Genomic DNA, 20980 nt, shown 5'->3' with positions numbered 1-20980 from the left:
CACATCCCGGCTCCCAGACTTATAGGCTCGACCCCGTGGTTGCATCCCCAGACCAGCTCACCCCGACGTGGCCCGAGAAGGCTGCGCGGGCCCGGCTGCATTTCGTCTCCGGAAAGGGCGGCACCGGAAAGTCCACGGTGGCCGCCGCGTTGGCGCTCGCCCTGGCCGAGGGTGGGCGCCGCGTGCTACTCGTGGAAGTCGAGGGCAGGCAGGGGATCGCTCAGCTCTTCGACGTGCCCCCGCTGCCGCCGCAGGAGACGAAGGTCGCGGCCGCCGAGGGTGGCGGGGAGGTCATGGCGCTGGCCATCGACATCGAGACCGCGTTCCTCGAATACCTCGAGATGTTCTACAACCTCGGGTTCGCGGGACGCGCGATGCGCAAGTTCGGCGCCATCGAGTTCGCCACCACCATCGCACCGGGCCTCCGGGACGTGCTGCTGACCGGCAAGATCAAGGAATGCGTGGTGCGCTCCGACAAGTCGGGCACACGGGTGTACGACGCCGTCGTCGTCGACGCCCCGCCGACCGGGCGGATCGGTAACTTCCTCGACGTGACGAAGGCGATGGCCGACCTCGCGAAGGGCGGGCCGGTGCGCTCCCAGAGCGAGGGCGTGGTGCGCCTGCTGCATTCCGACGAGACCGTCGTCCACCTCGTGACCCTGCTCGAGGCGCTGCCGGTGCAGGAGACCACCGACGCCGCAGAGGAACTGGCCCGCGCCGACCTGCGGCTGGGCACCGTCGTCGTCAACCGCACCAGCCCGCAGTTCCTGCCCGCCGACACCCTCGCCGACGTCGCGAAGGGCCGGATCGACGCCGAGGCCGTCCGGGCCGGACTGCAGAAGACCGGGATCACCCTGGACGAGGAGAATTTCGCCGGGTTGCTCACCGAGACGATCGAACACGCGTCCGTCCTCGAGGCGCAGGAGGAGAGCGCCGGACAGCTCAGCGAAGTGGACGGGGCACGGCTGCATCTGCCGTCCCTCGCGGACGGTGTGGACCTGGGCGGGCTGTACGAGCTCGCGGAATATCTGACGGAACAGGGTGTCCGATGACCCAGACAACTGAACACGAGCGTCGCCGCACCGCCTCCGCACTCGACGTCGCGGGGATTCTGGAGAACAGGGCGACGCGGATCGTCGTCTGTTGCGGAGCCGGCGGCGTCGGCAAGACCACGACGGCCGCGTCGCTGGCGCTGCGCGCGGCGGAGCAGGGACGCAAGGTGGTCGTGCTGACCATCGACCCGGCACGCCGGCTCGCGCAGGCTCTCGGCGTCGCGGAACTCGACAACACGCCGCAGCCGGTGCAGCTCGGACCGGACGCGACGGGCGAACTGCACGCCATGATGCTCAACATGCGCCGCACGTTCGACGAGATGGTGATCGAGCACTCCACGCCGGAGAAGGCGGAGCAGATTCTCGCGAACCCCTTCTACCAGACCGTCGCCAGCTCGTTCTCGGGAACACAGGAGTACATGGCGATGGAGAAGCTGGGGCAACTCGCCTCCAGCGACGAATGGGATCTGGTGGTCGTCGACACGCCACCGTCGCGCAACGCCCTGGACTTCCTCGACGCACCCCAGCGTCTGGGCGCGTTCCTCGACGGTCGCATGATCCGCTTGCTCACCGCACCCGGCCGCGGCCTCACCCGGCTCGTCACCGGGGCGATGGGTCTGGCGCTGCGCGGCGTGTCCACCATCGTCGGCAGTCAGATGCTGTCGGACGCCTCGAGTTTCGTGCAGTCACTGGACTCGATGTTCGGCGGATTCCGGGAACGGGCAACGCGCACTTACGAATTGCTCCGGCAGCCGGGCACCAAGTTTCTGGTGATCGCCGCAGCCGAACCGGATGCGCTGCGCGAGGCGGCATTCTTCGTCGACCGGCTCGCAGGCGACGAGATGCCGCTCGCGGGCCTCGTCCTGAATCGGACGCACCCCACTCTCAGTTCCCTGTCGGCCGATCACGCGGTCACTGCCGCCGACCAACTCGGGGACCAAGACCCCCTCACCGCCGCTGTCCTGCGAATCCACGCCCATCGGGCGGTGATCGCCAAGCGTGAGGTCCAACTACTGAGCCGGTTCACGGCCGCCCACCCTCGGGTGCCGATCGTCGGCGTGCCCTCGCTGCCGTTCGAGGTGTCGGACCTCGAGGCCTTGAGAGCGGTAGGCGACCAGCTCACCCGGACGAGCTGATCAGCCCGCTACCGGAGAACCGGTCACCCGCCTGTGTCCTGCCTGACTGCGATACCGATCCCGAATCTCAGACAGCGGACTGGTGCTGCCGCTGAGCTTCGAAGAAATCGGACCATGATTCCACCTCGGGGTGCTGCTTGAGCAACGCCCGGCGTTGACGTTCCGTCATGCCACCCCACACGCCGAACTCGACACGGTTGTCGAGTGCATCGGCCCCGCACTGCATCAATACCGGGCAGTGCCGGCAAATGGTTGCGGCCTTGCGCTGTGCTGCACCGCGTACAAAGAGTTGATCGGGATCGACTTCCCGGCAACGGGCCTGGGTGACCCAGGCGATTCGCGCTTCTGCTTGCTCGACGTCCAGACGGCTGGTTGGGGTGGTCATGTGCATTCGTTTCCCCTCTTCGAGTCTGCGCAAACCCAGCGCGTAGCACGCCGAGGCTGCACCACATAAGCGATGGGGTGTTATCTCCATCACACTGTTCCAACAATTTAGGTAAAGAAACCGCCACGCGCAAGACGAAGAACACGCTTTTTTGGTACGCCCGTCCATACCCCGTGCTCAGGGCATTTTCCTGGCCGAATTCTGCGCCCAACCAGCGCACCCTCAGACCCCACGTAGTCTGTAGATCGTGTCGATTGCAAAAACAGTGGGGAAGCTCGCAGGATCCTCCGCCTTGGCAGGAGTGCTCCTCGCCGGCGTGATGTTTCCGCTCGCCGGAGGCTTCGGTTACGCCTCCAACAGGGCGGCTGACACCGTCGACAACGTCTCCGCCGAACTGGTCGAAGGAACGGTTCCCGCGGTCTCGACGATGGTCGACTCCGCAGGCAATCCCATCGCATGGCTGTACGACCAGCGCCGCTTCGAAGTGCCCAGCGACAAGATCTCCAACGAGATGAAACTCGCCATCGTCTCCGTCGAGGACCGCCGGTTCCCGGAGCACAAGGGCGTCGACTGGCAGGGCACGATGCGCGCCTTCCTGACCAACACCACGAGCGGTGAGGTGCAGCAGGGCGCGTCGACACTCGACCAGCAGTACGTGAAGAACTACCAGCTGCTCGTCGTCGCCAAGACCGACGCCGAACGCCGGGCCGCGATCGAGACGACACCCGCCCGCAAGATCCGCGAGATCCGGATGGCGCTGACGCTCGACAAGGAACTCACCAAGGACGAGATCCTCACCCGCTACCTGAACCTGGTGCCGTTCGGCAACGCCTCGTTCGGCATCCAGGACGCCGCCCAGACCTACTTCGGCATCGACGCGTCCGAACTGAACACCCAGCAGTCCGCGATGCTCGCGGGCATGGTGCAGTCCAGTTCGGCGCTGAACCCGTACACGAACCCCGACGGCGTCCTCGAACGCCGCAACGTGGTTCTCGACACGATGATCTCGAACATCCCCGAGCGCGCCGCCGAACTGCGGGAGCTCAAGGGGACTCCCCTCGGCGTGCTGCCCGAACCCAACCGGCTGCCCCGCGGGTGCATCGCCGCCGGCGACCGCGGTTTCTTCTGCGACTACGCCCTGCAGTACCTGGCCAACGCCGGCATCAGCCGGGAGCAGATCGACAAGGGCGGCTACCTGATCAAGACGACGCTCGACCCCGCGGTGCAGGCGTCGACCAAGGCGGCGCTCACCGCCAAGGCCAGCCCCGCACTCGACGGCATCGCCAACGTCATGAACGTGGTCCAGCCCGGCCAGGATTCGCACCGCATCCTCGCGATGGGCAGTAGCCGCACCTACGGCCTCGACGCGAACGCCGACGAAACCGTGCAGGCCCAGCCGTACTCGCTGGCCGGTCACGGCGCCGGGTCGATCTTCAAGATCTTCACCACGGCCGCCGCCATGGAGAAGGGCCTCGGCACCAACGCCGTCCTCGACGTCCCCGGACGGTTCGAGGCCCGGGGCATGGGTAGCGGTGGTGCGCGCGGATGCCCGGCGGCCACGTACTGCGTCGAGAACGCGGGCAAGTACCCGGCGTCGCTGTCGGTGACGGACGCGCTCGCGCAGTCGCCCAACACGGCGTTCGTCAAGCTCATCCAGGCCACCGGCGTCGCCCCCACCGTCGACATGGCGGTGCGGCTGGGGCTGCGTTCCTACGCCGACCCCGGCACCTCCGGCTTCGACGACCGCAGCATGGCGGACTTCCAGAAGGATCAGAACCTGGGTTCGTTCACCCTCGGACCCACCTGGGTCAACCCGCTGGAACTGTCGAATGTCGCCGCAACGCTCGCGTCACACGGCAAGTGGTGCCCGCCCACCCCCATCGATTCGGTCTTCGACCGTGAAGGCAAGCCCGTCTCGGTCACACAGCAGGCCTGCGAGCAGGTGGTCGAGCCCGGCCTCGCCGACACCCTCGCCAACGCCATGAGCAAGGACGACAAGGCCGGCGGCACCTCGGCCGGGGCCGCGGGCAGCGCCGGCTGGACCCTCCCGATGGCGGGTAAGACCGGAACCACCGAGTCCCACATGTCGTCGGGCTTCCTCGGGTTCACGAACAACTTCGCCGCCGCCGTCTACGTGTACGGCGACTCGCCGACCCCCGGTGAGATCTGCTCGGGCCCGCTGCGGCCCTGTGGTGACGGAAATCTCTACGGCGGTAACGAGCCCGCCCAGACGTGGTTCGCCGCGATGAATCCCGTCGCCAACAACTTCGGGCCGACGACGCTGCCGCCCGTCGACCAGAAGTACGCGCGGGGTTCGCAGAACGGTCAGGTTCCGGACGTCACCGGCCTGAGCCAGTCGGCCGCGACGTCGCGCCTGCAGGGGGCCGGATTCACGGTGAACGCGATCACCACCGCGTCGCAGGCCGCCAAGGGGACGGTCACGAGCTCGGCGCCGTCCGGTTCGGCGATTCCGGGGTCGACGATCACGATCTACGTCAGCGACGGATCGGTGAAGGCCGCTCCCCCGCAGGCCCCGGCTCAGGGAATCCCCGTTCCGCCCATCCAGCTGCCCGGCCTGCCGCCGATCCAGCTGCCGCCCATACCCCGGTGACCGCAGGTGAGTGGGAAAGTGTGTAGGAGCACGCTTTCCCACTCACCTGGGGGTCAGAGGCGGGACTTCACCGCGTGCGAGAGCCGCGAACCGTCCGCCTTGCCGCCCGCGAGCGCGCCGGCGGCCTTCATGACCTGACCCATCTGACGCATGCCGGGACGCTCACCGATCTCCTCGGCCACCTGGGCGATGGCGGTGTCCACGACGTCGACGAGCTCGGCGTCGGTCAGCGGCGTCGGCAGGTACTCGTCGATGATCTGCGCCTCGGCCCGCTCCTGCGCTGCCAGCTCACCCCGGCCGTTCTCGGTGTAGATCTCCGCGGACTCGCCGCGCTTCTTCGACTCCTTCGCGAGGACCTTCAGCACCTCGTCGTCGGTGAGTTCGCGGGCCTCCTTGCCGGAAACCTCTTCGGTCTGCACGGCGGCCATCAGCATGCGGATCGTGGCGGTGCGCAGCGAATCCTTGGCCTTCATGGCGGCCGTCATGTCGGAGCGCAGTCTTGCTTTCAGTGAATCTGGCATGGGCGAAACGCTACGCGCCCCGATTCGTCCACTGCATCTCGATTGCGCTCATCAGTATCCTGGAAGAGTGTCTGACGAGTTCCGCACCAACCTGACCCGCGCCGCCCTGGCCACGGCGGGTGCCGCCGCCCTCGGCATCGGCTACGCCTCGCTCATCGAGCGCAATGCGTTCGCCCTGCGTGAGGTCACGATGCCGGTGCTCGAACCCGGGTCGTCGACGCTCCGTGTGCTGCACATCAGCGACCTGCACATGATGCCCGGACAGCGGCTGAAACAGAACTGGCTGCGGGAACTCGACAACCTCGACCCCGACCTCGTCGTGAACACCGGCGACAACCTGTCGCACCAGCGGGCGGTGCCCGCCGTGGTCCAGGCCCTGGGGAATCTGCTGGCCCGCCCCGGACTGTTCGTGTTCGGCAGCAACGACTACTTCGCGCCGAAACCGAAGAACCCGTTCGAGTACTTCCGCAAGGATCGCAAGCGCATCCTCGGCGAGCCGCTGCCGTGGGGCGATCTGCGGGCCGCGTTCACCGAACGCGGCTGGTTCGACGTCACGCATGTGCGCCGCGACCTCGAGGTGTCGGGGGTCCGGATCGCGTCGGCCGGGGTCGACGATCCGCACCTCCAGCGCGACCGGTACGACACCATCGCAGGCCCGCCCAATCCGCTGGCCGATCTCCGGCTGGGCATCACCCACTCGCCGGAGCCGCGGGTTCTGGATCGGTTCGCGGACGACGGGTACGACCTGGTGCTGGCCGGCCACACGCACGGCGGTCAGCTGTGTCTGCCGTTCTACGGCGCGCTCGTCACCAATTGCGACATCGACCGCTCGCGGGTGAAGGGGCCGTCCAAGTGGGGGGCGCACACCCAGCTGCACGTGTCCGCGGGGATCGGGACGTCGCCGTGGGCGCCGGCCCGTTTCTGCTGCCGCCCCGAGGCGACGCTCCTCACGTTGGTGCCGGCTCAGCGCGGCGGTCCGGACGCCGACGTCGCACGGGCTCGCACGGAGTCGTCGGAGAGCACCGTTTTACGCAACTGACCAGGGGATTTAATGGTGACTGGCTGGGTAATGTAAGCTAGCCGAGGTTCAACACGGGGTGTGGCGCAGCTTGGTAGCGCGCTTCGTTCGGGACGAAGAGGTCGTGGGTTCAAATCCCGCCACCCCGACAGTGTGAGACACCGAGGAGAGGCCTCGACCGGTTCGCCGGTCGAGGCCTCTTCTGCGTGGTGAGGGCGTCGTCCGGTTGCCGGACCCCGCGACCACTCCTCCAGAACCTCAGGCTAGCCTCACCTCATGTCATCGAGGCTCTACGTACGCGCCGGGCTGGTCGCCCTGGCCAGCGTCTTTCTCGCCGCCTGCGGCACCACGGACACCGGTTCGACCGCCGGCAACACCGATGTCGCCACCGGCGGCCGCCTGTTCGCCACGGCGGACGCCGAGACCGCCAAACTCGGCACCGACGCCGACCCGGGCGTCTTCCCCCGCACCATCACCCACGCGCTCGGCGCAACCGTCATCGAGAAGAAGCCCGAACGGGTGATCGTCCTCGACGGCGGCGAACTCGACGACGTGCTGTCCCTGGGAATCACGCCCGTCGGTCTGGCCAGCCCGGAGAGCGCCGCCGGTCAGCCGACCTACCTGGCCGACAAGCTCGCCGGGGTGCCGGACGTGGGGACGACCAACAACCTGAACCTCGAGGCGATCTCCGCACTGCAGCCCGATCTGATCCTGGGCAGCAAGCTGCGCGCCGACAAGCTGTACCCGCAGCTGTCGTCGATCGCACCGACCGTGTTCGGCATCCGCCCCGGCTTCCCGTGGAAGGAGAACTTCCTGCTCGTCGCGGACGCCCTCGGCGAGGAGACGAAGGCGGAGGGAGTGCTCAACGCCTACCAGACCCGCGCGGACGAGGTCCGGGAGTCCATCACCGGCGAGCCGACGATCTCGCTGGTCCGGTTCATGTCCGGCAAGATCCGCCTCTACGGCAACCTGTCGTTCATCGGCGTCATCCTGCAGGACGTCGGGCTCCCGCGCCCGACGGTGCAGAACGTCGACGAACTCGCCGTCGAGGTCAGCCAGGAGACGATCGGCGAGGCGGACGCCGACCGGATCTTCTACTCCAGCTACGGCGCACCCGAGACCACCGACGAGTCGACCGTGGTCGGCGGCCCATTGTGGAACCAGATGCAGGCGGTGAAGGACGGCAAGTCCGTGCACGTCAGCGACGAGACCTGGTTCCTCGCACTCGGACCGACCGGGGCGATGCTCGTCCTCGACGACCTCGAGAGGATGCTCGCCGCCTGAGCCGGCTGAGTCACTCCCGTTACTTCGGCGCGGGCATGAAGGCGTCGTAGATTGCCTGCGGCGCACCGTCGATGGCCCAGATGACCATGAGCCCCACGGCCACCGTCAGGGCGGGCCCGAGCACGACCTTCTCGAACGGCCCGCCCGCCCGGATCGACAGGAACGACGGGAGCCGGAACTCCCACCACCGTTCCTTGCCGAGCGTGAGGAACGGCGCGAGGAAGGGGACGCCCTCCTTGGTGATGGCGTCCCCGAGGCAGTGGGTCGCGCAACCGAGGGCCACCGCGACGCCGAGCCCGGTCGAGCCGGCCTCGGTGGGATACGACTGCCAGGTGAGCGCGGACAGCACCGCGGCGACCGCCGAAACCGCCAGCCAGCCTTTTTCTTTGGCCAGCTCACCGGCCAGCCCGCGCAGGGCGAGGCCGAGACAGACGAACAACGTCGCGATGATGGCGGGCTTGCCGAACTGGACGACGAGCGCGGACACTCCCGCCCCGATGCCGGCCGCGAACAGAGCGGTGTGGGTGAGCGTGCGGTGCCCCCCGCGCCGCTTGCCGTCGCGTTTGCCCTTGGTGATCGTGTAGAAACCCAGCGACACCGCGTCGACGCCCTTCGCGACGACACTGCTGACCGGACCGAACGAACGCGACACCGTCGACTGGCTCGTGTCGAGGTCCGGGAGCAGTGCCGCCCCGGCGCACACCGCCGCGAACGTGAACGTCTCGGCGGTGGATGTGGGCCCGCCCCAGTCGAGCGGCAGCAGATCCGCCACCGCCAGACCGACAGCCGCACCGGACATTGCGTGGGTGGGACCCATCACCATGGAAGACAGCACCTTTCGACCCCGACTCGGGACACGGTCATCCGAGCCGGTGTCCTGACACCGCTCAACCTAGCAACAACATCCGACACACCCGTCACACACCTGTGAGTACTTGTTAACCGCCGGCGGTTGAGAAGTACTCACGGGCCCGAAGGGCATGGGGGATGATGGAATCGTGCGGTGCGTGCAGCCGGGCGAAGGAGGGTCGTCGTGGAAACTGTGGTGGTATTCGTTCTCGCGTTGCTGATCTATTGGTGGGGCCTGCTCTGAGCGTGCCCCACCACCGACATCAGCTCCGGCCCTGCCCTTCCCTGACACCGATTTCCACTCGCTTGCCCAGGTCGGGGTCGACGCTCTTCCAGTAGTCGAACACCCGCGACAGAACCGGTTCGCTGACCCCGCCGAGTGCGTGGCCGACGATGTTGTTCACCAGACGGTCGCGTTCGTCGTCGCTCAGGACCTCGCGGACGAGGGTGCCCGCCTGCGTGAAGTCGCCGTCCTCGGCGTGCTCGACGTAGCCGGCGCGCACGGACTCGCCGTCGAACGCCCAGAGGCCTTCGTCGCCCGCGAGCGACGCGTCGGCGTGCGGGCCGCCGTACGAGTTCGGCGCGTACACCGGGGTCTCGGGTGAATTGGTGGCGTACCGCATCGCGCCGTCCTGCGAGTACGAGTTCACCTGGTTCTTCGGGGCGTTGACCGGCAGCTGCGCGTAGTTGGCGCCGATGCGGTACCGGTGCGCGTCCGCGTAGGAGAAGACCCGCCCCAGCAGCATCTTGTCGGGTGAGAAGCCGATTCCCGGAACGACATTCGACGGTTCGAACGACGCCTGCTCGATCTGGGCGAAGAAGTTGTCGGGGTTACGGTTGAGGGTCCACTTGCCGACCTCGATCAGCGGGTAGTCCTTCTGCGACCACACCTTGGTGAGGTCGAACGGGTTGAACCGGTAGCCCTCGGCCTCGTCGACGGGCATGACCTGGACCTTCAGCGTCCAACTGGGGAACTCGCCGCGGGCGATCGTGTCGTACAGGTCGGCGCGGTGATGGTCGGGATCGGTGCCCGCGAGGGTGTCGGCCTCGTCCTGGGTGAGGAACTCGATGCCCTGGTCGGTCTTGAAGTGGTACTTCACCCAGAACCGCTCGCCGTCGGCGTTCACCCACTGGTACGTGTGCGAGCCGAAGCCGTCCATGTGCCGCCACGTCTTCGGGATGCCGCGGTCACCCATCAGCCACGTCACCTGATGCGCGGACTCGGGCCGCAGCGTCCAGAAGTCCCACTGCATGTTGTGGTCGCGCAGGCCGGATCCGGGCAGCCGCTTCTGCGAGTGGATGAAGTCGGGGAACTTGATCGGGTCCTTGATGAAGAAGACGGGCGTGTTGTTGCCGACGAGGTCGTAGTTGCCGTCCTCGGTGTAGAACTTCACGGCGAATCCGCGCGGGTCGCGCCAGGTGTCGGGGCTGCCCTGCTCGCCTGCGACGGTGGAGAAGCGCACCAGCGAGTCGGTCTTCGCGCCGGGCTGGAACAGCGTGGCCTTCGTGTAGCGGCTCACGTCGTGGGTGACGACCAGTTCGCCGAACGCGCCGGCGCCCTTGGCGTGGACGACGCGCTCCGGGACGCGCTCGCGGTTGAACTGTGCGAGCTTCTCGACGAGGTAGTGGTCGTGCAGCAGGATGGGACCCTGAGCCCCGGCGGTGAGCGACTCGTTGTCGCTGGCGACGGGAATCCCGGCGTTGGTGGTGGTCGCGCGCTGTGTTTCAGGCATGGCAAAAGCCTCCAGGTTGCAATCGGGTGAGGGTGTATCGGCGGGGACGAACCGCGGTCAGGACAGGGCTGCTGCCGGCCCGGTTCCGCTCTGCGCGTCGGTCTGACACTGTGAGCAGAGCCCCCAGAAGACGACCTCGGCCTCGTCGATCTCGAAACCGTGGGCCTGCGAAGGGTCGAGGCATGGCGCCTCGCCGACGGCGCAGTCCACGTCCACGACGGTCCCGCAGCTGCGGCACACGAGGTGGTGGTGGTTGTCTCCGGTACGGGTTTCGAACCGTGCGGGCGATCCCGCGGGTTCGATACGTCTGAGCAGACCGGCGGCGGTGCACGCCTTGAGGACGTCGTACACCGCCTGGGTCGAGACCGATCCCAGCTCTTCACGAACTACGGCTGCAATGTCGTCGACGTCGGAATGCGGCCGTACGGCAACCGCATTCAACACTGCAACACGTGGTGCAGTGACACGGAGACCCACGCCGCGCAGCTGCGCTGTGGGATCCGTGTCATGTTGCATGTGTTCCAGTATCGCGCCTTTTTGGAATTAGTCAAGAAAAGGACGTGTCGGGGATCGTTGACATGTCGAGAATTCCCGACATAAGCTCGCCTCGTGCCCGACGACGACGTCTTCCTCGCCCTCGCCAACCCCGTGCGACGACGCCTGCTGGAAATCCTGGCGGACGGACCGCTCACCGCCGGGGACCTCGCGGGCCGGTTCGACCTCAGCCGCCCCGCGGTGGCGGAGCATCTGCAGGTGCTCCGCCGGGCCGGACTCGTCCGCGACGAACCGTCCGGACGACAGCGGCACTACCACCTCACCGCCGAGCCGCTCGCCGACGTCGGCGACTGGCTGCACCCGTTCGAGCGGTTCTGGCGTCACCGCTTGCGCACACTCGCCGACTTCCTCGAGGAGGACTCGTGACCGACCGCACCACCACCCGGATCTCCGTCGACCAGTTCATCGCCGCACCGCCCGCCAAGGTGTGGCGCGCCCTCACCGAGCCGGATCTGCTCGCCCGCTGGTGGGCCGCGGGCGACATCGCCGCGACCGTCGGGCACCGGTTCCACCTCGACATGCCCGGCTGGGGCGCCGTCCCCTGCGAAGTGGTCGAGGTCGAGCTCGAACGGCGCTTCGTCTACACGTTCACCGAGAACTGGACGCTGGTGTGGCGCCTCGTTCCCGAGGGTGCCGGCACGCGCCTGTTCCTCGACCACTCGGGCTTCGACCTCGACGACAAGCGCAGCCGCGACGCGTTCGAGCGGATGGGTCCGGGCTGGCGCGACACCGTGTTGCCCCGCCTCGCCGGCGTCGCCGCGGAGATCGCAGAGCGCCCCCGGGTGTCAGCGCCTACGCGCGGGACCGGTCATCATCCGGCCGTCCGTGATCACGATGCCGTGATGCGTTCCCGGCGCCAGCCAGTCGGCGAGCGTGGGACCGCCGGCCGCCACGTCCACGCGGGCGTACCGGAAGTGGCCGCGGAGCCGCGCGGACGCCGTCACGAGACCGCGACCGTCGTCACCCGGTTGCGCGAACCCCAGCGCCCCGGCGATCGGAAGCCGCGGTCCGAGCGGCCGGGTGCGCGTGGTGACGCGCCACGCCCCGGACGACGCCGCGAAGTCACCGTGCACGTCGCCGTCGAAGTCGGCCGGCACCTTGGGCAGCCTCCAGTGTGCGCGTCCACCATGCACGGAGGGTTCCGAATCCACGGCGATGAACGGGACCGCCATGCGCGGCAGGACACCGATACGACGTCCCGGCGCGCGAAGCACCGGGCTGGCGAGGATTTCCCGATAGGGGCCGACGGGTGAGTCGAGATAGTCGACCATCATCGCGAGGGTCATCGGCACGGTGGCGCCGTCCGGGCCCAGGGCGCGGGCGGCCGCGGTGCTGCGGTGCCACCACAGCGTCGCGCGGACGGTCGCAGGCCACGGGGGCGGTGAGCTCTCGGGCCAGTCGGTGCGTTCGGTCGTCGATTCAGGCACGCTCCACATCGACCGTCTCCCTTCGGTTCACGACCGTCAGCGGAAGCCGCAGTGCGCCCGGCGCGTCGGCGGGCACCACCGGATTCCGGGGCGGTGACGGTGCGATACGTACGTATGGCTTGCCCGGTTCGGGCCGGGTGTCGGCCTCACCCTTGTTGGGCCACAGCGCGAATGCGCGCTCGGCCTGGGCGGTGATGGTGAGCGACGGGTTGACGCCGAGGTTCGCGCTCACCACCGACCCGTCGGCCACGTGCAGCCCGTCGTGTCCGTACGCGCGCAGGTACGGGTCGACGACCCCGGCGTCCGGCGAGTCCCCGATGGCGCACCCCCCGAGGAAATGCGCGGTCATCGGAATGTTCACGACGTCGGCGATCGAGCCGCCGGGGTCTCCCCCGATCCGCGCGGCCACCTTCCTGATGGCCTTGTGTCCCTGCGGGATCCATTCGGGCGGCGGATCTCCGGGACCCGGACGGCTGGTGACAGTGCGCCCGAGTCGGCCCTTCCCCCTGGCCAGCTCGAGCGAATTGTCGTCCGTCTGCATCACGAGCGCGATCACGGTGCGCTCCGACCAGTGCCGCACCGACAGGCTGCGGGCGAACGCCCCGGGCCGGCGCAGCGCGACGCCCACCGTTTTCAGCAGCCGCGGCGTCCGGCCACCGCCGTCGCTGAGGACGGTCTGCAAGAGTCCGATCGCGTTGCTGCCCTTGCCGTACCGCACCGGCTCGATGTGGGTGTGGTCGTCCGGGTGGAACGAGGACGTGATCGCCACGCCTTTCGTGAAGTCGGTGTCGCGGTTCCGGGCCGTTGCCGCGAGCACCGCCTCCGAGTTGGTGCGCACCACCGATCCCAGCCTCGGCGACAACCGTGGCAGCGCACCGGATTCCTTCATCGCCAGCAGCAGCCGGGCGGTGCCGTACGTGCCTGCGGCAACCACTACCTGGTCGGCGGTGAACGTGCGCTCCCGCCTGCGGATCCCGTCGGTGCGGCGGGTCCGCAACGCGTAACCGCCACCCGGCCGCGGGCGCAACTCCTTCACCGTCGTCAGCGGATGGACCCGGGCGCCCGCCTTCTCCGCGAGGTGGAGGTAATTCTTGACGAGCGTGTTCTTCGCTCCCACACGGCAACCCGTCATGCAACTCCCGCACTCGGTGCACCCCGTGCGGTCGGGACCCGCGCCGCCGAAAAACGGGTCGGCCACCCGCGACCCCGGCTCGCCGAAGAAGACACCCACCGGTGTGGACGTGAACGTCGCACCGGCGCCCATCTCCTCGGCGACCTCCCGCATGACGGCGTCGGCGGGAGTGAACGACGGATTGGTCGTCACCCCCAGCATCCGCTTCGCCTGCTCGTAGTACGGGGCCAGCTCCGATTGCCAGTCGGTGATGTGCGGCCACTGCCGGTCCTCGAAGAAGCGGCGCGGCGGCTGATACAGCGTGTTCGCGTAGTTCAGCGAACCGCCACCGACCCCGGCGCCGGCCATGACCAGGACGTCGGGGAGGAGGTGGATCCGTTGCACGCCGTAGCAGCCCAGCCAGGGCGCCCACAGGTAGCGTCGCAACCGCCAGCTCGTCTCGGGCAGTTCGTCGTCGGCGAAACGCCTGCCCGCCTCGAGAACACCGACGCGGTACCCCTTCTCGGTGAGCCGGAGCGCCGCGACGCTGCCGCCGAAACCGGAGCCGACCACGACCACGTCGTAGTGCGTCACGCGACGATCTCCTTCGCCGCCCTGCGCCGGGAGACGTAGTTCTCCCGGTCGAAGCGCTGCAACTGCGAGCGGAACTTCCAGGTGAACGTCGGCCACTGGACGGAGTTCCGGCCCTCGGAGTCGTAGTACCAGCTCGAGCAGCCGCCCTTGTTCCAGACGGTGGTCTGCAGTTCGGACTGGATGCGGGTGTTGTATCGGCGCTGCGCCTCCTCGGTGACCTCGAACGCGGCGATTCCGTTGTGGTGCATCGCCGTCAACGCGTCGGCGATGTACGCGGACTGCGATTCGAGCATGTAGACGATGGAGCTGTGACCGAGATTGGTGTTGGGCCCGTACATCAGGAACAGGTTGGGGAACCCGGCGACAGTAGTCCCCTTGTACGCACTCGGGCTCCCGGCCCAGTGCTCGGCGAGGGTGCGGCCGTTCGCACCGCGCAACGCGTGCGCCACCGGCGGTTCCGTCGGCGTGAACCCGGTCGCGAAGATGATGGTGTCGACCTTGTGCTCGTTGCCGACCGCGTCGACGACGCCGTCCGCCGTCACCCCGGCGAGTCCGGCGTCGACGAGCGTGACGTCGGGACGGTCGAGGGTCCGGAGCCAGTCGTTCGACAGCAGCATCCGCTTGCAACCGATCGTGAAGTTCGGTGTGAGCTTGCGGCGCAGTTCGGGATCACGCACCTGCCGGCGGAGGTGCACCCGGGCCACCGCCTCGAACACCGGCAGCAGTCCGGTGGCGTGGGCGAGCACCCCGCCCAGGGCTTCCCGGAAGCTGTACACCGAACCGCGGACTGCCTTCTGCACCAACGGCAGTCGCCGGTACAGGGCCTTCTCGGAGTTCGGCAGTGCACGGTCGAGTCGCGGGATCACCCAGGCGGGCGTGCGCTGGAACACGGTGAGGTGCCCGGCGACCGGCGCGATCTCGGGCACGAACTGCACCGCCGACGCGCCGGTGCCGATGACGGCCACGCGTTCACCCGTGAGGTCGTGGTCGTGATTCCACGTCGCCGAATGGAACGTGGTGCCGCCGAAGGTGTCCAGCCCGGGCATGTCCGGAACGCTGGGCGTCGACAGCGCACCGGTTGCGGCCACCACGACGTCGGCCGTCAGCATTCCACGGCTCGTCCGGACCGTCCACACGGCCGCGTCGTCGTCCCAGTGCGCCTCCTGCAGTTCACACTCGGTGACCACCCGGGACCGGACACCGGTGTCGGCCGCGACCTTCTTCAGGTAGCGGTGGATCTCCGGCTGACGGGCGAACGTGTGACTCCAGTCGGCGCTGGGGGCGAACGAGTACGAGTACAGCGAGGTCGGGACGTCGCACGCGCACCCCGGGTACGTGTTGTCGCGCCACGTGCCGCCGACGTCGTCGCCGCGCTCGACGATCAGGACGTCGGCCTGCGGCTGCGTCTGCAGGATGCGCGCCGCCAGGCCCATGCCCGCGAAACCCGCCCCCACGATCAGGGTGTGTACGTGCTGCGGAAGATTCACGACTTCTCCACCTTCGATTCCCACACGGGCAACAGCCGCGCGCGTAGTGACTGTTCGGCCTCGGGGGTGCGGAACAGTGCCGACACCGCCAGACCGCGAACCAATTCGATACTGAGCTCGATGGCGTCGGAGTCGAACCGATCGCCGAACACCTCCGCCGACCCGCGACGCAGCGCGTCGGTGACCTTCCGCTCCAGCGGGACCGTCGCCTCGAACAGGGCCGGGTCGGTGCGGGCGGCCACCCACAGTTCGAGGGCCGCGTAGAACAGCGGTCCGGAGAAGGCGTCGGCGAGCACCTCGATCCCGCGGCCGGCATCCACTTCGGCGGCGAGGATCTCCTCCATCCGCTTGTCCACGAGATGCTCCACCGCGGCCACCACCAGCGACTCCTTGGTCGGGAAGTGGTGCAACTGCGCGCCGCGCGACACCCCGGCCCGGCGCGCGATGCCCTGCGTCGTGGTGCGGGCGTAGCCGAGCTCGACCAGGGAGTCGACGGCCGCGTCGAGCAGCTTCGTGCGCATGGCCGCGGTCCGCTCGGCCTGCGTGCGGGTCGTTTTGGCTACTGCTGTGTCAGGTGTCACACCCAGCACTGTAGGCGGAAAAAAGAAAACAGTCCAGACTGCTTGTAAATGCACCTGTGAGTACTTGTTAACCGCGGGCGGTTAACAAGTACTCACAGGTCTCAGGGCACGAGGCGGTACCGCAGCATCATGTCGTGGTCCTCGTGGTCGAGCATGTGGCAGTGCCACACGTACCCCTGCAGCGGATGCGACGACGACTCCATGTGGCCGCCACCCGAGTGATCCATCGTGTGCGCCGCCGACATCCCGAACGTGGCGTCCGGGTCGAAGCCGAGTTCGTCCGCCGTCGGGAACCGGACGATGATCCGGGTGATCGAGTTCGCATCCGCGATCACGGTGTCCTTGAACCCGGACTCCCACACCTGCGGCGCCAGGTTCGGCCCGAGAACGAACGGGTCCGCCGACGGCGTCCACCGCACCCCGACCGCGGGTACCGGGACGGCCTGCATCAGGGCGTTCGTGTCGATCGCCTGCCGTCCGATCACCCGGAACGTCACCAGATGCAGGTGGATCGGATGCGGTTCGGGCGTGACGTTGACGATGTTCCACTGCTCGACGGTCCCCTGGCGGGGCATCTCGATGTCGTCGGTCGTGTAGCGCAGGTTGTTCAGCGACATCAGCGGCGACGGCTGACCCAGACCCTGCGCGAGCTGCATCACCGACACGTTGCGGACCACCGACGGCCGGGCGACGGGCGGGAGCACGGCGAGGCCCCGGTTTCCGCCCCGCAGCGTCTCCGGCACGCCACCGGTGAACCCGGCGGCGGTCCCCACCCGGAACCGGCAGAACTGCGGCATGATCTGCACGCCGCGCTGCGCGACCTGCGCGGGGATCGGCTCGTCGTTGCGCAGTTCCACCGTCGTCCCGGGGGCGAGGGACCCGAAGTCGACGAGGAGGTCCACCCGCTCCCCCGGTCCGAGGCGGACGTGGTCGGTGGGGACGGGCGCGTCGAGCAGCCCGCCCTCGGCGCCGATCACCCAGAACCTCATCCGGTTCTCGAAGAACAGATTCCACACGCTGAACGACGCGGCGTTCACCATCCGCAGCCGGTACAGCCCCCGCGCCACCGGCATCTCCGGCCACACCTTGCCGTTCACCACCCCCACGTCGCCGGGCGTGGCGGCTTCCCAGCTGCCCTGCGGATTCAGCGGATTGGAGCGGACGCTCTGCCGTCCGTCGTCGGTGAAGTTCTTGTCCTGCAACACCAGCGGCAGTTCGAACTCGCCCGCGGGCAGACCGAGCGGGTTGCCGGTCCGGCCGGTGTCGTACTCGTCGCGCAGCAGGTACATGCCCGCCAGCCCGGCATAGATGTTGAGCCGGGTGACGCCCATCGCGTGGTCGTGATACCACAGCGCGCAGGCGTCCTGCCGATTCGGGAACTCGTGCACCATCCCCTGCCCCGGGCGCATCGTGTCCTCGGGATGTCCGTCGAACTCGGGGGGCGTCCGGCCGCCGTGCAGGTGCAGCGACGTCGGCACCTGGGTGCGGTCCTGCTCGCTCACGCCGTGGATCCGAGTGTCGACGTCGGCGGCGAGGGGGTTGCTCGTGATGTCGTTGCGGTAGGTCAGTGACGTCCCTTCGCCGACGTGCGCTTCGATCGTCGGGCCCAGGTAGCCCATTCCCCCGTAGCCGAGGGCGGGCGAGGCAGGGAGGTCGGGGTGGAACGCGTGCGTCGTGCTGCTCGCGTGCACCTCGACGGCGCTACCGCCCAGCATCGGCAACGGCGGCAACTGTTCCCGGAACGGCTGCAGCGGCGGCGAGGAGAAGACGAACGGCCGCAGCGGATCGATCCCGAAGGGATAAGCGCTCGCCGATCCCGCTCCGACGGCGCCGAGTCCGGCCGTCAGAGCCAGACCACGCACGAACGACCTACGCGGAATTCGTCCATCCATACGGTGGAGCCCCCTGCATGATGCGACCAGCGCTGCGACTGGAATAGCCGACTCGAGTAGCCGACGCTACCCCACCCGTCGGCGCTCGCACCCGGTTTACGGGCGCACCGTCGCACGGCGGCCGCCGTCGTGCGAGTCTGACCCCATGACTCGTGCAGTGCCGAAGAACATGGCATGGATCCCCGGGGGCACCTTCTGGATGGGTTCGGAGGACTTCTACCCCGAGGAACGCCCCGTCCACCAGGTGACGGTCGACGGGTTCTGGATGGACTCACACCAGGTCACCGTCGCCGAGTTCCGGCGGTTCGTGAAGGACACCGGCCACGTCACGACCGCCGAGATCGCCCCCGACCCCGCCCAGTACCCCGGCGCGGACCCGGCGTTGCTCGTGCCCGGTTCACTGGTGTTCACCCCGACCCCCGGCCCCGTGCCCCTCGACGACTTCACCCGCTGGTGGTCGTTCACACCGGGCGCGGACTGGCGGCACCCCGAGGGTCCGGCCAGCAACGTCGGTGGACGTGAACGCCATCCCGTCACACACGTGTCGTGGTTCGACGCCCGCGCGTACGCGGAGTGGGCGGGCAAGGATCTGCCGACCGAGGCCGAATGGGAGTTCGCCGCCCGCGGCGGCCTGGACCGGAAACCGTTCGTGTGGGGTGACGAGCACGAACCGGGCGGCAGGCCCGGCGGAAACGTGTGGCAGGGGCGGTTCCCGTGGGAGAACCTGCTCGAGGACGGCTTCGCCGGGACGTCGCCGGTCGGCCATTTCCGGTCCAACGGTTACGGACTCGACGACATGGCCGGCAACGTGTGGGAATGGACCAGCGACCACTTCACCGCAGACCACTCCGCGGGCGGCAAGAACGTGGCACCGGCGAGTTCCTGCTGCATTCCGGCGAACCCTCGCATCGACACCTCCGTCGCCCCGGACCCGCACGAGCCGTACGCGCGCCGCGTGATCAAGGGCGGCTCGCATCTCTGCGCTCCCAACTACTGCCTCCGCTACCGGCCCTCGGCCCGGCAGGGTGACACCGAGGAGACGTCGACCTGCCACATCGGGTTCCGGTGCATCCGACGCCCGTGACGGGGCTTCTCACCTGACGCGGATGATGACAAGCGGGCCCGATCGGAGTTCGCTCGAGGTGTGCGGTCGACGAAATTGTCTGTGGCGCTGGCCAGGGAAGCTCTGGCCGCGCGCACCGAAACGGCCAACGGCTGGTTGCAGGGCACCCCTCCCGGCCGCACGGTTCGACGCGTCATCGACGGGTTGATCGAGATCGAACTCGTCGACCGGTCGATGACACTCGCCGCCAGGATCTTCACGTCCGTGCTGCCCGTGATGATCGCGGCATCGACGCTGAGCAGTTGGAACGTGACCGCAAGCACCATCAAGACCCAGTTCGGGTTCGACCCCACGGAACTGACGTCCGGTGACGTCGACACCACCAACCCCTCCTTCGCCGCGTTCGGGGTCGTCGGCCTGCTGATGATCGCGATCAGCGGCACGTCCTTCGCGCGGGCCCTCGCCCGGATCTACGGCAAGATCTGGAACGTCCCGTCGATCAACCTCCGAGACGCCTGGCGGTGGCTCGTCGTCCTGTTCGCCGTCGCGCTGTCGGGGACGGCGATCGGCCTGGCCAGCGAGCTCACGAACGTCCGGTTCATCGGGCCACCTCTCGCAGTCGCCGGGGAGTTCGCGGTGTGGATGGCCGTGTGGACCCTCAGCCCGTATCTGTTGACGATCGGCACCCTCAAGGGTCGCGTGCTCTGGGCGACGGGGATGCTGACCGCCGCCGCGCTCACCGTCCTCCACGTCGGCGGACGCCTCGTGCTGCCCCGGATCACCGCCGCCGCGCAACACCAGTTCGGGCCGCTCGGCCTGGTATTCACCGCGATCAGCTGGTTGTTCGTCCTGTCCGTCGTGATCGTGGGGTCCGCGGTGATCGTCAAGGCCATCGCGCTCGACGAGGGCTACGTCGGGCGCTACCTGCGCGGACCGGACGCCGCCGCGTCAGAACAGGCCGCCGAGTCCCTTACCGAGAACGACGGCCCCCATCACGAGTAGCAGCACGCTCATCACGGCCGCATTGTTGGACTGCAGCCAGACCTTGAGGCTGTCGAGGGTCCCGCGCATCCTGTCGGCGGCCACGGCGTAGGCGATCACCGGGACGAGGACCGTCGACCCGGCCAGCACGGTGTACACCACCAGGGCCACCACCTGCTCAGCGCCGCTGACACCCGCGGTGCCGATCCCGACGCCCGCGGACACGCAGAGCAGCAGGTTCTTGGGATTGATCGCCGCCAGCGCGAATCCGAGTCCCGTGGACTTCACGAAATTCAGGTCGTCGATGGCCTGCATCCACTTCGGGGGTTCCGCGTCGGCGTTGCGACTTCGCCACTGCCGTCCCGCGAGCAGGAGCAGCAGCACACCCAGAACGAGTTTCACCCACGACGCCGTCGCGGAAGGGCCGTCGGAGTCGGACGTGTCGACCCTGCCGGCGAGGAGCACGAAGATCCCTGTCGCGACGACGATGCCGAGGATCCAGCCGACACCGAAGCCCGCGCTCGCCCCGCCCGCACGCTTCGACAGCAGCATCAGGATGACGGCGATGATCGGGATCGGCGAGATCGCGACACCAACAGCGAGCGGTAACAGTTCTCCGATGACTGAGCCCATGTCCGAACCGTAGGGTCGGGCGCCCGTGTCCGCCTCGCACGTCCCGGGTGAGGTGAGTGGCAAAGCG

19 protein-coding genes, 1 tRNA gene and 1 pseudogene are annotated in these 20980 nt (G+C 68.3%); 10 read left to right on the top strand and 11 right to left on the bottom strand.

Features of this window, described 5'->3' with window-relative positions; genetic code table 11:
* Positions 1-35: 35 nt before the first annotated feature.
* Positions 36-1052: an ArsA family ATPase gene (locus tag ACFU5V_RS16725; protein WP_378700690.1), complete on the top strand. Its 1017-nt coding sequence runs from the start codon at positions 36-38 to the stop codon at positions 1050-1052.
* A complete protein-coding gene (locus tag ACFU5V_RS16720; protein ID WP_072938071.1) occupies positions 1049-2188 on the top strand; it encodes an ArsA family ATPase in 1140 nt (379 codons plus the stop codon). The genes ACFU5V_RS16725 and ACFU5V_RS16720 overlap by 4 nt, the downstream gene beginning before the upstream one ends.
* Positions 2189-2255: 67 nt before the next feature.
* Here ACFU5V_RS16720 and ACFU5V_RS16715 read toward each other — a convergent pair whose 3' ends face one another.
* The gene (locus ACFU5V_RS16715; protein WP_005248496.1) at positions 2256-2579 is read right to left on the bottom strand and encodes a WhiB family transcriptional regulator; all 324 of its coding nucleotides are present in this window, start codon (positions 2577-2579) and stop codon (positions 2256-2258) included.
* Between the two features lie 259 nt (positions 2580-2838).
* On the opposite strand from ACFU5V_RS16715, the gene ACFU5V_RS16710 reads away from it, so the two are divergent.
* Positions 2839-5184: a penicillin-binding protein gene (locus tag ACFU5V_RS16710; protein WP_378700730.1), complete on the top strand. Its 2346-nt coding sequence runs from the start codon at positions 2839-2841 to the stop codon at positions 5182-5184.
* A 53-nt stretch (positions 5185-5237) separates the two neighbouring features.
* Here the strand turns inward: ACFU5V_RS16710 and ACFU5V_RS16705 are convergent, their stop codons facing one another.
* Positions 5238-5705, bottom strand: coding sequence for a GatB/YqeY domain-containing protein (locus ACFU5V_RS16705; protein WP_005248498.1), 468 nt, complete (start codon positions 5703-5705; stop codon positions 5238-5240).
* Positions 5706-5772: 67 nt separating this feature from the next.
* Here ACFU5V_RS16705 and ACFU5V_RS16700 point away from each other — a divergent pair, with 67 nt between their 5' ends.
* The 3 genes from ACFU5V_RS16700 to ACFU5V_RS16690 all read left to right on the top strand — a co-directional run bounded on the left by ACFU5V_RS16700 (position 5773) and on the right by ACFU5V_RS16690 (position 8007).
* Positions 5773-6744, top strand: a complete 972-nt coding sequence (locus ACFU5V_RS16700) for a metallophosphoesterase (protein WP_378700688.1) — start codon at positions 5773-5775, stop codon at positions 6742-6744.
* 54 nt (positions 6745-6798) lie between these two features.
* Positions 6799-6872 (top strand) — tRNA-Pro (locus ACFU5V_RS16695).
* Positions 6873-6999: 127 nt separating this feature from the next.
* Positions 7000-8007 carry an ABC transporter substrate-binding protein gene (locus ACFU5V_RS16690; protein ID WP_378700686.1) on the top strand — a complete coding sequence of 336 codons (1008 nt, stop codon included), beginning with the start codon at positions 7000-7002 and terminating at the stop codon, positions 8005-8007.
* A gap of 19 nt (positions 8008-8026) precedes the next feature.
* Here ACFU5V_RS16690 and ACFU5V_RS16685 read toward each other — a convergent pair whose 3' ends face one another.
* The 3 genes from ACFU5V_RS16685 to ACFU5V_RS16675 form a co-directional block, all read right to left on the bottom strand.
* Complete coding sequence (locus tag ACFU5V_RS16685; protein WP_378432841.1) at positions 8027-8830, bottom strand: metal-dependent hydrolase; 804 nt, start codon at positions 8828-8830, stop codon at positions 8027-8029.
* Positions 8831-9119: 289 nt separating this feature from the next.
* Positions 9120-10589, bottom strand: coding sequence for a catalase (locus ACFU5V_RS16680; protein ID WP_378700684.1), 1470 nt, complete (start codon positions 10587-10589; stop codon positions 9120-9122).
* A gap of 57 nt (positions 10590-10646) precedes the next feature.
* Entirely contained in the window at positions 10647-11105 is a 459-nt protein-coding gene (locus tag ACFU5V_RS16675) for a Fur family transcriptional regulator (protein ID WP_378700682.1), read from the bottom strand.
* Positions 11106-11198: 93 nt separating this feature from the next.
* Here ACFU5V_RS16675 and ACFU5V_RS16670 point away from each other — a divergent pair, with 93 nt between their 5' ends.
* Together ACFU5V_RS16670 and ACFU5V_RS16665 are read left to right on the top strand one after the other, a co-directional pair.
* Entirely contained in the window at positions 11199-11510 is a 312-nt protein-coding gene (locus ACFU5V_RS16670) for a helix-turn-helix transcriptional regulator (protein WP_087557252.1), read from the top strand.
* Positions 11507-11908: pseudogene (locus ACFU5V_RS16665) on the top strand (SRPBCC domain-containing protein); the annotation flags it as partial. The gene ACFU5V_RS16670 and the pseudogene ACFU5V_RS16665, both read left to right, overlap by 4 nt.
* Before the next feature lie 21 nt (positions 11909-11929).
* Here the strand turns inward: ACFU5V_RS16665 and ACFU5V_RS16660 are convergent.
* The 5 genes from ACFU5V_RS16660 to ACFU5V_RS16640 all read right to left on the bottom strand — a co-directional run bounded on the left by ACFU5V_RS16660 (position 11930) and on the right by ACFU5V_RS16640 (position 18236).
* On the bottom strand, positions 11930-12580 hold the full coding sequence (locus ACFU5V_RS16660) for a hypothetical protein (RefSeq protein WP_378700729.1): 651 nt from the start codon (positions 12578-12580) through the stop codon (positions 11930-11932).
* Complete coding sequence (locus ACFU5V_RS16655) at positions 12564-14276, bottom strand: GMC family oxidoreductase (protein ID WP_378700678.1); 1713 nt, start codon at positions 14274-14276, stop codon at positions 12564-12566. The genes ACFU5V_RS16660 and ACFU5V_RS16655 overlap by 17 nt, the downstream gene beginning before the upstream one ends.
* Positions 14273-15763 carry a flavin-containing monooxygenase gene (locus ACFU5V_RS16650; protein ID WP_378700675.1) on the bottom strand — a complete coding sequence of 497 codons (1491 nt, stop codon included), beginning with the start codon at positions 15761-15763 and terminating at the stop codon, positions 14273-14275. The genes ACFU5V_RS16655 and ACFU5V_RS16650 overlap by 4 nt, the downstream gene beginning before the upstream one ends.
* A complete protein-coding gene (locus ACFU5V_RS16645; protein ID WP_378700672.1) occupies positions 15760-16353 on the bottom strand; it encodes a TetR/AcrR family transcriptional regulator in 594 nt (197 codons plus the stop codon). The genes ACFU5V_RS16650 and ACFU5V_RS16645 overlap by 4 nt, the downstream gene beginning before the upstream one ends.
* A gap of 92 nt (positions 16354-16445) precedes the next feature.
* A complete protein-coding gene (locus tag ACFU5V_RS16640) occupies positions 16446-18236 on the bottom strand; it encodes a multicopper oxidase family protein (protein ID WP_378700669.1) in 1791 nt (596 codons plus the stop codon).
* Positions 18237-18381: 145 nt separating this feature from the next.
* On the opposite strand from ACFU5V_RS16640, the gene ACFU5V_RS16635 reads away from it, so the two are divergent.
* Together ACFU5V_RS16635 and ACFU5V_RS16630 are read left to right on the top strand one after the other, a co-directional pair.
* The gene (locus ACFU5V_RS16635; RefSeq protein ID WP_378432822.1) at positions 18382-19320 is read left to right on the top strand and encodes a formylglycine-generating enzyme family protein; all 939 of its coding nucleotides are present in this window, start codon (positions 18382-18384) and stop codon (positions 19318-19320) included.
* Between the two features lie 60 nt (positions 19321-19380).
* Positions 19381-20301: a hypothetical protein gene (locus tag ACFU5V_RS16630; RefSeq protein WP_378700665.1), complete on the top strand. Its 921-nt coding sequence runs from the start codon at positions 19381-19383 to the stop codon at positions 20299-20301.
* Here the strand turns inward: ACFU5V_RS16630 and ACFU5V_RS16625 are convergent.
* The gene (locus ACFU5V_RS16625) at positions 20248-20913 is read right to left on the bottom strand and encodes a GAP family protein (RefSeq protein ID WP_378700662.1); all 666 of its coding nucleotides are present in this window, start codon (positions 20911-20913) and stop codon (positions 20248-20250) included. The genes ACFU5V_RS16630 and ACFU5V_RS16625 overlap by 54 nt on opposite strands.
* Positions 20914-20980 lie beyond the last annotated feature (67 nt).

The organism is Rhodococcus sp. NPDC057529, assembly GCF_042802055.1.
GTDB lineage: Bacteria > Actinomycetota > Actinomycetes > Mycobacteriales > Mycobacteriaceae > Rhodococcus_F.
This window is presented reverse-complemented; position numbering and strand designations above follow the sequence as displayed.